This window comes from Roseateles chitinivorans, from assembly GCF_050632235.1.
Lineage (GTDB): Bacteria > Pseudomonadota > Gammaproteobacteria > Burkholderiales > Burkholderiaceae_C > Roseateles > Roseateles chitinivorans_A.
In genome coordinates this window covers 6,308,937-6,322,619 of the sequence record NZ_CP192584.1, presented here as the reverse complement: position 1 = coordinate 6,322,619, position 13,683 = coordinate 6,308,937, and the positions used below count along the sequence as shown (strand labels likewise).

Annotated in this window: 7 protein-coding genes and 2 pseudogenes; 5 read left to right on the top strand and 4 right to left on the bottom strand. The window is 67.7% G+C overall.

Going from position 1 to position 13,683, the window contains the following annotated elements; genetic code table 11:
- The first annotated feature begins 23 nt into the window (after window positions 1-23).
- Complete coding sequence (locus ACQ859_RS28945) at window positions 24-3,209, top strand: efflux RND transporter permease subunit (RefSeq protein ID WP_431263870.1); 3,186 nt, start codon at window positions 24-26, stop codon at window positions 3,207-3,209.
- Between the two features lie 2 nt (window positions 3,210-3,211).
- Window positions 3,212-4,630, top strand: a complete 1,419-nt coding sequence (locus ACQ859_RS28940; RefSeq protein ID WP_431263869.1) for an efflux transporter outer membrane subunit — start codon at window positions 3,212-3,214, stop codon at window positions 4,628-4,630.
- 322 nt (window positions 4,631-4,952) lie between these two features.
- Here the strand turns inward: ACQ859_RS28940 and ACQ859_RS28935 are convergent, their stop codons facing one another.
- The 4 genes and pseudogenes from ACQ859_RS28935 to ACQ859_RS28920 form a co-directional block, all read right to left on the bottom strand.
- Window positions 4,953-5,915: an IS110 family transposase gene (locus ACQ859_RS28935; protein ID WP_431263868.1), complete on the bottom strand. Its 963-nt coding sequence runs from the start codon at window positions 5,913-5,915 to the stop codon at window positions 4,953-4,955.
- A 222-nt stretch (window positions 5,916-6,137) separates the two neighbouring features.
- Complete coding sequence (locus ACQ859_RS28930) at window positions 6,138-7,040, bottom strand: NAD(P)-dependent oxidoreductase (protein WP_431263867.1); 903 nt, start codon at window positions 7,038-7,040, stop codon at window positions 6,138-6,140.
- Window positions 7,041-7,196: 156 nt separating this feature from the next.
- Window positions 7,197-8,333 (bottom strand): PilT/PilU family type 4a pilus ATPase, encoded by a 1,137-nt coding sequence (locus tag ACQ859_RS28925; RefSeq protein WP_431263866.1) that lies wholly within the window; start codon window positions 8,331-8,333, stop codon window positions 7,197-7,199.
- 86 nt (window positions 8,334-8,419) lie between these two features.
- Window positions 8,420-9,462: pseudogene (locus ACQ859_RS28920) on the bottom strand (type IV pilus twitching motility protein PilT).
- A 25-nt stretch (window positions 9,463-9,487) separates the two neighbouring features.
- Between ACQ859_RS28920 and ACQ859_RS28915 the strand changes: the two are divergent.
- The 3 genes and pseudogenes from ACQ859_RS28915 to ACQ859_RS28905 all read left to right on the top strand — a co-directional run bounded on the left by ACQ859_RS28915 (window position 9,488) and on the right by ACQ859_RS28905 (window position 13,651).
- Window positions 9,488-10,218 (top strand): annotated as a pseudogene (locus tag ACQ859_RS28915) (YggS family pyridoxal phosphate-dependent enzyme).
- Window positions 10,219-11,757 carry a diguanylate cyclase gene (locus ACQ859_RS28910; RefSeq protein WP_431263865.1) on the top strand — a complete coding sequence of 513 codons (1,539 nt, stop codon included), beginning with the start codon at window positions 10,219-10,221 and terminating at the stop codon, window positions 11,755-11,757.
- A gap of 334 nt (window positions 11,758-12,091) precedes the next feature.
- Window positions 12,092-13,651: a methyl-accepting chemotaxis protein gene (locus ACQ859_RS28905; RefSeq protein WP_088407841.1), complete on the top strand. Its 1,560-nt coding sequence runs from the start codon at window positions 12,092-12,094 to the stop codon at window positions 13,649-13,651.
- Window positions 13,652-13,683: the final 32 nt, after the last annotated feature.

Sequence of the window (13,683 nt, the reverse complement as noted above, 5' to 3'; positions counted from 1 at the left end):
GACGCTCAGGAAGGATCCAAGACATGGCACGTTTCTTCATTGATCGCCCCATCTTCGCGTGGGTGATCGCCTTGTTCATCCTGGTCTTCGGCGGGGTGGCCATCACCCAGCTGCCGGTGGCCCAGTACCCCACCGTCGCGCCGCCGTCGCTGTCCATCAACGTCGCCTACCCGGGCGCATCGGCCAAGACGCTGGACGAGTCGGTGATCTCTGTCATCGAGCAGGAGCTCAACGGCGCCCCCGGCCTGGCCTACATGGAATCGGTCAGCCAGGCCAACGGCACGGGCGCCATCACGGTGACCTTCGAGTCGGGCACCAACATCGACCTGGCGCAGGTGGAAGTGCAGAACCGCCTGTCGCGCGCGACGCCCCGGCTGCCCGCCGCGGTGACGCAGCAGGGCGTGCGCGTCGACAAGGCGCGCTCCAACTTCCTGCTGTTCGTGACGCTGTCGTCCAAGGACGGCTCGATGGACCCGATCGCGCTGGGCGACTACGCCGCCCGCAACGTCGTGCCCGAGATCCAGCGGATCGCCGGCGTCGGCCAGGCGCAGCTGTTCGGTTCCGAGCAGGCGATGCGCATCTGGCTGGATCCGGCCAAGATGGAGTCGTACAAGCTCAGCCCCGCCGAGGTCAACGCCGCCATCACCGCGCAGAACGCGCTGGTGCCGGCCGGTGTGCTGGGCGACCGCCCGAACACCAGCAGCCAGACCATGTCCGCGACCATCGTGGTCAAGGGCCAGCTGGAGAACAAGGAGCAGTTCGGCAACATCGTGCTGCGCGCCAACACCGACGGCTCCACCGTGAAGCTGAAGGACGTCGCGCGCATCGAGATGGGCGGCCAGAGCTACAGCACCTATGCGCGGCTGAACGGCCAGCCGTCCACCGGCGTGGGGGTGCAGCTGTCGCCGACCGGCAACGCGCTGGGCACCGCCAAGGCGGTCAAGGCGCGCATGGAAGAGCTGAAGAAGTACTTCCCCGCCGGCGTCGAATACAAGGTGCCGTACGACTCGTCCAAGTTCGTGCAGATCTCCATCTCGCAGGTGGTGGAGACGCTGATCGAGGCGATCGTGCTGGTGTTCCTGGTGATGTACCTGTTCCTGCAGGACTGGCGCTACACGCTGATCCCGACGCTGGTGGTGCCGGTGGCGCTGCTGGGCACCTTCGGGGTGATGCTGACGCTGGGCTTCTCGATCAACGTGCTGACGCTGTTCGGCATGGTGCTGGCGATCGGCATCCTGGTCGACGATGCGATCGTGGTCGTCGAGAACGTCGAGCGCATCATGAGCGAGGAGGGGCTCAGTCCCCGTGAAGCGACCAAGAAGGCGATGGGCCAGATCTCGGGCGCCATCATCGGCATTACCACGGTGCTGATCGCGGTGTTCATCCCGATGGCCTTCTTCGCCGGCTCGGTGGGCAACATCTACCGCCAGTTCTCGCTGGCGATGGTGGCCTCGATGGCGCTGTCGGCGCTGATGGCGCTGTCGCTCACGCCGGCGCTGTGCGCGACGCTGCTCAAGCCGGTCGACGCCGGCCACCACCACGAGAAGCGCGGCTTCTTCGGCTGGTTCAATCGCGGCTTCTCGCGCACTGCCAAGGGCTACGAGGGCTGGGTCGCCAAGCTGCTCAAGCGCGCCGGTCCGATGATGGTCGCTTTCGTCGCCGTGGTCGCGGTCGTGGGCTGGCTGTACGTCCGCATGCCGACGTCCTTCCTGCCCAACGAAGACCAGGGTTACCTGATCGTCAACGTGCAGCTGCCGCCGGGTGCGACGTCCAACCGGACCGAAGCGGCCGTGGCCACGCTGGAGCAGTTCCTGCACAAGCAGCCGGAAGTCGCCGACACCATCGGCGTGATCGGTTTCTCCTTCTCCGGCCAGGGCCAGAACGCCGCGCTGGTGTTCGTGCCGCTCAAGCCCTGGGACGAGCGCAAGGGCAAGGACCACAGCGCGCAGGCGGTGGCCGGCCGCGTGATGGGCGCGATGATGGTGGGCGTGCGGGACGCGTTCATCTTCCCGCTCTCGCCGCCGCCTATCCAGGAACTGGGCAACGCCACCGGCTTCGCGCTGCGTTTGCAGGACCGCGCCGGCCTCGGCCACGAGGCGCTGCTGAACGCGCGCAACCAGCTGATGGGCATGGCCTCCAAGAGCAAGCTGATCACCGGCATGCGTCCTGACGGCCTGGAAGACGCGCCGCAGCTGCAGATCGACATCGACCGCGCCAAGGCGCAGGCGCTGGGCGTCAGCTTCGACACCATCGCGCGCGTGCTGGGCACGCAGCTGGGTTCCGCCTACGTGAACGACTTCCCGAGCACCGGCCGCATGCAGCGCGTCGTGGTGCAGGCCGACGCGGCGCGCCGCTCGACGCCGGAAGACGTCCTCAAGCTGAACGTGACCAACGCGGCGGGCGCCAACGTGCCGGTCTCGGCCTTCGCGTCCAGCAAGTGGATCACCGGCCAGATGCAGGCCACGCGCTACAACGGCTATCCGGCGATGCGTCTGGCGGGCGATCCCGCGGCGGGCGTGTCCTCGGGCCAGGCGATGAAGGAACTGGAGAACATGGTCTCGCAGCTCCCGGCCGGCATCGGCTTCGAGTGGACGGGCCTGTCGCGTGAAGAGCAGCTGTCGGGCTCGCAGGCGGGCATCCTGCTGGCGTTCTCGCTGCTGGCGGTCTTCCTCTGCCTGGCCGCGCTGTACGAGAGCTGGTCCATCCCGATGTCGGTGATGCTGGTGGTCCCGCTGGGCCTGCTGGGCGCGCTGGCGGGGGCGACCTTGCGCGGCATGCCCAACGACGTGTACTTCAAGGTCGGCCTGATCACCATCATCGGCCTGTCGGCGAAGAACGCGATCCTGATCATCGAGTTCGCCAAGGACCTGCAGGCGCAGGGCAGGGGCCTGGTCGAGGCGATCCTGGAGGCGGCGCACCTGCGCTTCCGCCCGATCATCATGACCTCGCTGGCCTTCATCCTGGGCGTGACGCCGCTGTTCTTCGCCAGCGGCGCGGGCTCGGCGAGCCAGCGCGCCATCGGCACCGGCGTGCTCTCGGGCATGGTCACCGCGACCCTGCTGGCGGTGATCTTCGTGCCGGTGTTCTTCCTGGTGGTGCGCCGCTTCTTCAAGGGCAGCGACCGCCAGCAGAAGCTGTACGCCCACGAACTGGACGGTCCGGATCCGACCAAGGCCATCGCGGCCGCCAAGAACGCGGACGGAGTCTGAGCATGATGAAAAGCAAACTTTCCGTGATGGCCGCGGCGGCCGCGACCGTGGCGCTGCTGACCGGCTGCGTGAACCTCGCGCCCGACCACAAGCGCCCGGACGCGCCGGTGGCGCCGCAGTGGCCGCAAGGCCCGGGCGCCGAGGCGACCGACGCCAAGGCGGCGACCGAGCTGCAATGGCAGCAGTTCTTCCGCGACGAGCGGCTCAAGCAACTGATCGATCTCGCGCTGAAGAACAACCGCGACCTGCGCATCGCGCTGCTGAACGTCGACGTGGCGCGGGCGCAGGCCAACGTCACGGCGGCGAGCCGCTGGCCGACGATCAACGCCGGTCTGTCGGCGTCGCGCGCGCCGCAGACCACGGCCAACGGCGACAGCCGCATCGTCAACGCCTACCAGGCGGGCCTGCAGATCACCTCGTACGAGATCGACCTGTTCAGCCGCGTCAAGAACCAGAGCGCCGCGTCCTTCGCGCAGTACCTGGCGACGGGCGAGGCGGCGCGCTCGGCGCAGATCAGCCTGGTGGCCGGCGTCGCGTCGGCCTACCTGGCGGTCCAGGCCGACGAGGAACTGCTGGCGCTGACGCGCCAGACGCTGTCGACGCGTGAGGACAGCCTCAAGCTGATGCAGCTGAAATTCGACAACGGCGCCGCGTCCAACCTCGACCTGAGCACCGCGAAATCCTCGTACGAGGCGGCGCGCGCGACGCTGGCGCAGGCAGAGCGCACGCGCCAGCAGGACCTGAACGCGCTGACGCTGCTGGTGGGGCAGGGCGTGCCGGATTCGCTGCCGCAGTCCAAGCCGCTGAGTGACCAGACCATGGGCTCGCTGCTGGCGGGCATGCCGTCGCAAGTGCTCGTGGGTCGCCCGGACGTGCTCCAGGCCGAGCAGCAACTGGTGGCGGCCGAGGCCAACATCGGTGTCGCGCGGGCGGCGTATTTCCCGAGCATCACGCTGACGAGCAGCGTGGGCACGGCGAGCAGCGCGTTGCGCGACCTGTTCAGCCAGAGCGCGTGGAGCATCGCCGGTTCGGCGCTGATGCCGATCTTCGACGCGGGGCGCGTGCGCAACAACGTCGACGCGGCCAAGGCCAGCCGCGAGATCGCGGTCGCCCAGTACGAGAAGGTCGTGCAGACGGCGTTCCGTGAAGTGGCCGATGCCTTGGCCGGCCGCGCGACGCTCGACGAGCAACTGCGCGCGCAGGATGCGCAGGCCGCCGCCGAAGCGACACGCCTCGAACTGGTCGATCTGAGCTACCGCAACGGCGCGGCGTCCAGCCTGGACCTGCTGGACGCGCAACGCGCGACCTTCGCAGCGCAGCAGGCGGCGCTGCAGGTGCGCCTAGCGCAGCTGCAGAACCAGGTGCAGCTCTACAAGGTGCTGGGCGGGGGCCTGGACGCTCCGCGCCAATCCGGCGGCTGATCAAGCTGCGACGAAGCGCCAAAGACAACGGCGCCGGACCGCGCAAGCGGCCGGCGCCGTTTTTTCTGACTGCGGCGGCCGCTGGCCCTCACCCCACCCTCTCCCGCAGTGCGGGAGAGGGAGTCCGACCCGGCTCCACTCGCAGCGCTGGCTCCTCTTGCCCCCTCTCCCGCTTGCGGGAGAGCAACCTCATCAAGCGCCTTCGGCGGTGACAGTGCTGAGACCTTCTTACTCCCTCTCCCGCACTGCGGGAGAGCAACCGTGTCAAACGCAGGCAGCGGTAGACGTTGCCCCCTCTCCCGCTTGCGGGAGAGCAACCGTGTCAAGCGGCTTCGGCGTTTCTCCAGGGTTGGCCGGTTTTGAGGATGGCGTTGAGGATGATCAGCAGCTTGCGCATGCATGCGGTCATCGCCACCTTGAAGGGCTTGCCCGCCAGGCGCAGACGTTCGTACAACGCCTTGATAGGCCCGTTGCATCGCTTGGCCGTGAGTGCAGCCATGTACATCGCCGTGCGGATGTCCGCTCGTCCGCCCTGGATGTAGCGCTGGCCGCGCCGCTTGCCGCTGTCATCGGCAAACGGCGCCAGGCCCACCAACGCCGTCAGGCGCTTGCGGTCCAAGGTGCCCAGTTCGGGCAGGCGCCCCAGCAGCATCGTGACCGTGACTCGACCGACACCCGGCACGCTGTCCAACAGTTCGTACTTGGGCTGGTAGATCGTCGAGTCCTTCAAGCGACCGTCCAGATCCCTGTCGATCTCCTTGATCCGCTTATCCAGCCACTCGATGTGTTGCCGCACGCTCGTGCGTGCCACGTGCTTGACCGTGGACAAGCGGTTCTTCTCCTGCGCCCGCATGGTCACCAGCTGCGCTCGCCGATCCACCAGCTCGATGATCTCCTGCTGCGTCTCGCCCGGCAGCGCATACACCTGAGGACGAATGGCCTGTGCGAACCTGGCCAACACCTGAGCGTCCAGCCGGTCCGTCTTGGCAAGGACGCCGGTCGCGCGGGCGAAGTCGCGCACCTTCTTGGGATTGACCACCGCCACGGCGATTCCAGCCGCGCACAGCTCACTCGCCAGCGCCGCTTCGAAGCCACCGGTGGCCTCCATCACAACCAGCGTGGGCCCCAGCTTCTTGAGCTGCGATACCAGCGCTGCTCGTCCAGGCTCGTCGTTGTCCACTCGCGGCGACAACGCGCCAGACTTGTCGGCAGGCGCAGCGGGTACCTGAGCCAGGTCCAGCCACGCCTTGCAAACGTCGACACCGATGAAGATCTCTTCGCTCATGTCAGCGCCCTTCCTTGTGTTCGATACGGCCTCAATGGACCTCACAACCGTTCGGGCTGTCTGTTCATGACGAACCGAGGTCGGCCGCCACGACCCTCGCTCTCCCTCGGCATGGCGCCGAAGCGCCTACCCTGGGCTGGTCGGCCTGTGGCGGCCTGGGCGTACTTTGCTACATACAAGGGCAGGGGTGAGGGCCAGCGGCCGTCGAACATCACAGTCTGATCAGCGCAGTCGCTTGATCAAGCTCGACGTATCGAAGCGGTTCCCGCCCATCTCCTGCACATCCGCATAGAACTGGTCGACCAACGCCGTCACCGGCAAGCGGGCGCCGTTGCGGCGCGCTTCATCGAGTACCAGTCCGAGGTCCTTGCGCATCCAGTCCACGGCGAAGCCGAAGTCGAACTTGTCTTCGACCATGGTCTTGCCGCGGTTGTCCATCTGCCAGCTCTGCGCGGCGCCTTTGCCGATGACATCGAGCACCAGTGCCATCGGCAGGCCGCTCTTCTGTCCGAAGGCGATGGCTTCCGACAGCCCCTGGACGATGCCGGCGATGCAGATCTGGTTGACCATCTTGGCGAGCTGTCCGGCGCCGGCCTCGCCCACGCGGGTGACCGCCTTGGCGAAGTGGATGGCGTAGGGGCGGATCTTGTCGAAGACGGCTTCCTCGCCGCCGCACATGACGGTCAGCGCGCCGTTGACCGCGCCGGCCTGGCCGCCCGAGACGGGGGCGTCGATGAAGTGCAGGCCGAGCTTCTGCGCTTCGGCCGCGAGTTCGCGGGCGACCTCGGCGGAGGCGGTCGTGTGGTCGACGAAGACCGCGCCCGGCTTCATGCCGGCGAAGGCGCCGTCGGCGCCCAGCACGACCGAGCGCAGGTCGGCGTCGTTGCCGACGCAGCAGAAGACGATGTCCGCGTCCTTGGCCGCTTCACGCGGCGTCGCGGCGGACCGGCCGCCGAACTCCGAGGTCCAGGCCTGGGCCTTCGCGGGCGACCGGTTGTAGACCGTGACCTGCTGGCCGGCCTTGGCCAGATGACCCGCCATCGGGAAGCCCATCACGCCGAGTCCCAGGAAGGACACGCGGAGGGACGGAGTCGATTCGTAGGAACGCTGGCCGATGCTGCTCATGGAGGACCTGTTGTGGGGTGATTGAGAACCCGACGATTGTGGCCCTTCCGCAGCCCCGCTTTGGGCGCCCCGCGTCGTTGCGAATCCTCGCAATAGCGCTGCGCTGCTATGGCTCCGGTTCGCGCCTAGCGGGGCATCCCAAATGAGGTCTGCGGGTCAGACGATCGTGAAATGCTCCGTGCCCGACGACAGATCGCCGCTGCGCGCCCGCTCGCTGTTGAGCTTGATCTGCAGGCGCAGGTCGTTGACCGAGTCGGCGTTGCGCAGCGCGTCCTCGTAGGTCACCTTGCCCATCTCGTAGAGGTCGAACAGCGCCTGGTCGAAGGTCTGCATGCCGAGCTCGCGCGAGCGCTTCATGATCTCCTTGATCTCGCCCACCTCGCCCTTGAAGATCAGGTCGCTGATCAGCGGCGTGTTCAGCAGGATCTCGACCGCCGCGATCCGGCCCTTGCCTTCCTGGCGCGGCAGCAGACGCTGCGACACCAGCGCCTTCAGGTTCAGCGACAGGTCCATCAGCAGCTGTGCGCGCCGCTCTTCCGGGAAGAAGTTGATGATCCGGTCCAGCGCCTGGTTGGCGCTATTGGCGTGCAGCGTGGCCATGCACAGGTGACCCGTCTCGGCGAAGGCCACCGCGTGCTCCATCGTCTCGCGGTCGCGGATCTCGCCCATCAGGATCACGTCCGGCGCCTGGCGCAGCGTGTTCTTCAGCGCCTGCTCCCAGCCCTCGGTGTCGAGGCCGACCTCGCGCTGGCTGACGATGCAGTTCTTGTGCGGATGCACGAACTCGACCGGATCCTCGATCGTGATGATGTGGCCGTAGGTCGTCTGGTTGCGGTGGTCCACCATCGCCGCCAGCGAGGTGCTCTTGCCCGAACCGGTCGCGCCGACCAGGATCACCAGGCCGCGCTTGGTCTGCACCACGTCCTTGAGGATGTGCGGCAGGTCCAGCGACTCGACCGTCGGCAGCGTCTGCGGGATGGTCCGCAGCACCAGCGCCACGTGGCCTTGCTGGATGTAGGCATTGACGCGGAAACGGCCGATGCCTTGCGGCGAGATCGCGAAGTTGCACTCCTTGGTGCGTTCGAAATCGGCCGCCTGCTTGTCGTTCATGATGGAGCGCGCCAGCTGCAGCGTGTGCTGGCCGGTCAGCGGCTGAGGCGACACCTTGGTCACCTTGCCGTCGACCTTCACCGCCGGCGGGAACTCCGCCGTCAGGAAGAGGTCGGAGCCCTTGCGCGACACCATCAGGCGAAGCAGGTCGTTGATGAACTTGGTGGCCTGATCGCGTTCCATGGCGGCGTCCTGTCCTGTATGCCGGGAGCGCGGCGGTCACCCGCCCGGTCCCGATCGTTCTGTCGTTGTGGTGGGGGCCGGTCCGCTCAGCCGGGGAAGTTCTCGGGCATCTTGGCCTTGGCGCGCGCCTCGGCCGGCGAGATGATGTTGCGGCGGACCAGGTCGGTGAGGTTCTGGTCCAGGGTCTGCATGCCCAGGTTGTTGCCGGTCTGGATCGACGAGTACATCTGCGCGACCTTGTTCTCCCGGATCAGGTTCCGGATCGCGGAGGTGCCCAGCATGATCTCGTGCGCGGCGACCCGGCCGTTGCCGTCCTTGGTCTTGCACAGCGTCTGCGAGATCACCGCCTGCAGCGATTCCGACAGCATGGCGCGGACCATGTCCTTCTCCGCCGCGGGGAAGACGTCGACGATCCGGTCGACCGTCTTGGCCGCCGACGAGGTGTGCAGCGTGCCGAAGACCAGGTGACCCGTTTCCGCGGCGGTCAGCGCCAGGCGGATGGTTTCCAGGTCCCGCATTTCGCCGACCAGGATGCAGTCCGGGTCTTCGCGCAGCGCCGAGCGCAGCGCGTTGGAGAAGCTCATCGTCTGCGGACCCACCTCGCGCTGGTTGACCAGGCACTTCTTGGATTCGTGGACGAATTCGATCGGGTCCTCGACGGTCAGGATGTGGCCGTACTCGTTCTCGTTGAGGTGGTTGACCATCGCGGCCAGCGTCGTGCTCTTGCCCGAGCCCGTCGGGCCGGTCACCAGCACCATGCCGCGCGGCTTCATCGCGAGCTCGGTGAAGACCTTGGGGCAGTTCAGCTGCTCCAGCGTCAGGATCTTGCTCGGAATGGTCCGGAACACCGCGCCGGCGCCGCGGTTGTGGTTGAACGCGTTGACGCGGAAGCGCGCCAGACCCTGGATCTCGAAGGAGAAGTCGACTTCCAGCGTCTCCTCGTAGGACTTGCGCTGGGCGTCGCTCATGATGTCGTAGACCATGTCGTGCACCTGGCGGTGCTCGAGGGCCTCGACGTTGATGCGCCGCACGTCGCCATGGACGCGGATCATGGGGGCAGTCCGGCGGACAAGTGAAGGTCGGAGGCCTTGTTCTTGACCGAGAATGCCAGCAGTTGGGTGATGTCCATGGGATGAGGAAAAGCGTGGGCGATTATGGCGACGATCTCCGAGAACATACAACAGCTCCACGGCCGCATTGAGAGGGCTTGCCATCAGGCGTCGCGGCCTGTCGACAGCGTGACGCTGCTGGTGGTAACAAAGACTTTCCCGGCCTCGGATGTGAGAGAGGCCTTCGAGGCGGGGAGCGCCGCTTCGGGGAGAACTACGTCCAGGAGGGCGTGGACAAGATCGAGACGCTGGCGGATCTGCGCGGACAGGTCGAATGGCACTTGATCGGCCCGCTGCAGAGCAACAAGACCCGTGTCGTCGCCGAGCGCTTCGACTGGGTGCACAGCGTGGACCGCCTCAAGATCGCCCAGCGGCTGGCGGAGCAGCGCCCGGCCGACCTGCCGCCGCTGAACGTCTGCCTGCAGGTCAACATCAGCGGCGAGGACAGCAAGAGCGGCCTGGCGCCGGCGGAAGTGGCCGAGGTCGCCCGGGCCGTCGCCGCGCTGCCGGCGCTGCGCCTGCGCGGGTTGATGGCGATTCCCGAGCCGGCGGCGACGCTGGAGCAACAGCGGCAGCCGCACCGCGCGCTGGCTGATCTGCAGGCCGCGCTGAACCGGGACCTCGGCCTGGCGCTGGACACGCTCAGCATGGGCATGAGCGCCGACATGGACGCCGCGATCCTCGAGGGCGCCACGATGGTGCGCGTCGGATCGGCCATCTTCGGCTCGCGGGCCAGACCGGAACCACCGGCCGAGCCGTCTCTCCCGGCGGTCTGAATGGACCCGCTGCCGCGTCCCGCCGACCTGGTGCCCGAAACCCCGGGTGACCTGTCGGTCCGGGCGCTCTGGCGGGAGGGCGGCACGGCGGAGCGGAGCTGGGTGCTCGGTGGATGGTTCGCGACGATCGTCGCGTGCGTCCTGCTCGGATTGGCCACGGTCCGGGAAGGCTGGTCCGGCATCCCCGTCGATCTTGGCGGCGCCAATGCGTTCCTGACCTTCTACCCGCCACTCCCGCTGTGCCTGTGGTGGACCCTGTGCTTCGGCTGGCGGTGGGGCGCCGTGCCGGCCTGGCTGGCGACCTTCGTCCTGGCGCTGGATGCCGGCATGCCAGCCGCCTGGGCGGCGCTGTTCGCCTCCGCCAATCCGCTGGGACTGGCCGTGCTGGCGCTGGGCTATCGCGCCGTCGGCGCCCCGCGCGGGCTGCGCAGCCTGGGCGCCTGGCTGTTCTTCGTGCCGCTGTGCTTCGTGGCCGCGGTGTTCAGCTCCTCGGGCGCGTTGATCTGGAACTTCAGCCACGATCTCCCCGCGCATCGCCAGCTGCCGATCTGGCAGGGCTGGTGGCTGGGCGCCTTCCTCCAGAGCGTCCTGCTCGGCGGACCACTGATGGCGCTGACCTGGCCCCGGCTGTCGCGCTGGGTCGTGGCGCGACCGGCGCTGTTCACGCCGCCGCCCCGGGGTCGCCGCGCGTTGGGGCTGGGTCTGCTGTTCGCGATCGTGCTGGCGGTGCAGGGCTACGGGCTGGTCAGCCTCGGCCTGGGCTCCCTGCAGCTGCGGACGGCGCTCGGCAGCCACGACTGGGCGAAGCTCGACGAAGCCTCGCGCGCCATGCTCAGCACCGCCTGGGTGTTCTTCTGGGTCTTCACGCTGATCGTGCTGTTCGTCGCCCAGTTCGGCTACCAGGCGCTGTCGCGCTGGCTGCGCTCGACCGAGGCGCTCGTGACGCAACTCGCACAGGTGAACGCGGAGCTGGAACAGCGCTCGCGCACCGACGGCCTCACCGGCCTGGCCAATCGCATGGCGACGGAAGAAGGGCTGCGCGCGTTGCTGCGCACCGTGCGGCGCTACCGGACGCCGTCCGCGCTGCTGATGCTCGACATCGACCACTTCAAGCAGGTCAACGATCGTCATGGCCACGCCGCCGGCGATGCGGTCATCCGTGCGTTGGCGGAGGTGCTGAAGGCGTCATCGCGCGACGTGGACCTGCCGGGGCGCTTCGGCGGGGAGGAGTTCGTCATCGGGCTCGCCCACACGGACCTGCCGGGTGCGAAGCGTTTCGCGGAGCGGCTGCGCGAGCGCATCGCTGCCACGCCGGTTGGGATCGAGGCGAAGGACGGGAGGGTTGCGTCGATCGCGTACACCGTCAGCATCGGCGTCACCGTGCTGCGCGAGAACGATCCGGGTGTCGAGGACGCGTTGCGCCGCGCGGATGCGGCGATGTACCGGGCGAAGGAGGGCGGGCGCAACCGCGTCGAGTCCGTCGATGCGGACGTGCCGACGTCGCCTCGGCCCGTGCCGCCGGCATCGGGCAACGCCTGACCCTGCCTGACCCGGACGACGTCCGGTTACTGCGCGGGTACGGCCGTTGCGCCGGGGCCTCGCGCAGAAATGTGCAGGAATGGTGAAACCCCGCCGAGAGGCTCATTAGGGCTTCTACCGAGTGCCTGCCCGGTGGTTCGGTGACGCGCTTTCATTCAGTTGCAAGTGCCGCGTCAGAATTCACGGGGCCTTGATCCCGCCCAGGATTCCCCGAATCAAGTCCAACGATGATCGCGCCGAAGCCGATGGTCGGTCCGCACCGCTGGCGCCACGAGCGCTCGCGGATCCGCAGCGGTCCGACCATTCAAACAACTCAATCGTTGCGAGGGAATCGATGTCGTTTCTGTCCCGCCTGCGTATCGGCCAGCGCCTGACGCTGAGCTACGCGCTGCTGATCCTGCTGCTGGTCGTGATCGGCGCCTTCGGCGCCCACAACGCCAGCCGCCTGTCCCATGACCTGAGCACGACGGCCAATTCCAGCCTGGTGAAGATCGCGCTGGCCAACGCGCTCGAGAGCGACGTCAACGTCATCGCCCGCGCCTCGCGCGACCTGCTGCTGCTCGACACCGCCAACGCCATCAAGCGTCAGAAGGCCGACATCGCCGCCGCGCTCGAAGACGGCCAGAAGCAGCTGACCGAACTGGACGGCAAGGTCTCCGATGCCAAGGACAAGGAACTCGCCGCCAAGGTGCGCGAGGCCCAGACCAAGTTCGTCGACTCGGTGTCGAAGTTCCTGAAGGTGCAGCAGGACGGCAGCCCGGACGAAGCGCGCGAAGCGCTGATCAAGGACGTGCGCCCCGCGCAGAAGGACTACCAGGACACGCTGAAGAGCCTGGTGGACCTGCAGTTCGCCAACGGCCGCGAGCTCGCCGAAGGCGGCGCCAAGCTGGCCAACCAGTCGATCGTCATCACCGGCATCCTGGTCGTGATCGCCGTGGTCATCGGCAGCGTCGGCGGCCTGACGATCGCCCGCTCGATCATCGTGCCGGCCCGCAAGGCCAAGGACGCCGCCCAGGCGATCAGCTCCGGCGACCTGTCGCAGCACATCGAGGTCGAAGGTTCGGATGAACTGGCGCAGATGCTGCACGCGATGCGCGACATGCAGACCGCGCTGTCGGGTGTCGTCGCCAGCGTGAGCTCCGCGGCCGGTGAAGTGGCCCAGAACTCCAACGAGATCGCCGGCAGCAACGTCGACCTGTCGGACCGCACCGCGCGTTCCGCCGAGAGCCTGCAGAACACCGCCGCGTCGGTCGAGCAGATCGCCTCCAACCTGAACGGCGCCAGCGAGCTGACCCGCAAGGCCGCCAGCATCGCGACCAAGGCGCGCCAGTCGGCCTCGGCCGGCGGCACCGTGGTGAGCCAGGTCGTGTCGACGATGGAAGAGATCAGCGCGAGCTCGCGCAAGATCGGCGACATCATCGGCGTCATCGACGGCATCGCCTTCCAGACCAACATCCTGGCGCTGAACGCCGCCGTGGAAGCGGCCCGTGCCGGCGAGCACGGCAAGGGCTTCGCGGTGGTGGCGTCGGAAGTGCGCGCGCTGGCCTCGCGCTCGGCGCAGGCCGCGAAGGAAATCAAGGTGCTGATCCAGGAATCGTCCGTCAAGGTCGAGAACGGCACCGCCCTGGTCAACAACGCCGGCGCGACCATCCGCTCGGTCGTCGACGAAGTCAACAACATGGGCCAGCTGATCGAGGAGATCTCGCACTCGGCCCAGGAGCAGGCCGCCGGCGTCGGCGTCGTGAACAACGCGATGAACGAGCTGGACCGCGCGACGCAGCAGAACACCACGCTGGTGGACGAGCTGACCCGCTCGACCGACTCGCTGCGCGACAGCAGCTCGCGCCTGGTGCAGGCCGTCGGCTTCTTCAGCACCGCGCGCGCCGCCTCCTGAATCCCCAGTTCCTACCGGAAACCCGATTTCCT

Bases quoted from the DNA above. Each gene is read 5' to 3' on its own strand.
- ACQ859_RS28945 (WP_431263870.1), top strand. From the start codon at position 24: ATGGCACGTTTCTTCATTGATCGCCCCATCTTCGCGTGGGTGATCGCC.
- ACQ859_RS28940 (WP_431263869.1), top strand. From the start codon at position 3,212: ATGATGAAAAGCAAACTTTCCGTGATGGCCGCGGCGGCCGCGACCGTG.
- ACQ859_RS28935 (WP_431263868.1), bottom strand. From the start codon at position 5,915: ATGAGCGAAGAGATCTTCATCGGTGTCGACGTTTGCAAGGCGTGGCTG.
- ACQ859_RS28930 (WP_431263867.1), bottom strand. From the start codon at position 7,040: ATGAGCAGCATCGGCCAGCGTTCCTACGAATCGACTCCGTCCCTCCGC.
- ACQ859_RS28925 (WP_431263866.1), bottom strand. From the start codon at position 8,333: ATGGAACGCGATCAGGCCACCAAGTTCATCAACGACCTGCTTCGCCTG.
- ACQ859_RS28910 (WP_431263865.1), top strand. From the start codon at position 10,219: ATGGACCCGCTGCCGCGTCCCGCCGACCTGGTGCCCGAAACCCCGGGT.
- ACQ859_RS28905 (WP_088407841.1), top strand. From the start codon at position 12,092: ATGTCGTTTCTGTCCCGCCTGCGTATCGGCCAGCGCCTGACGCTGAGC.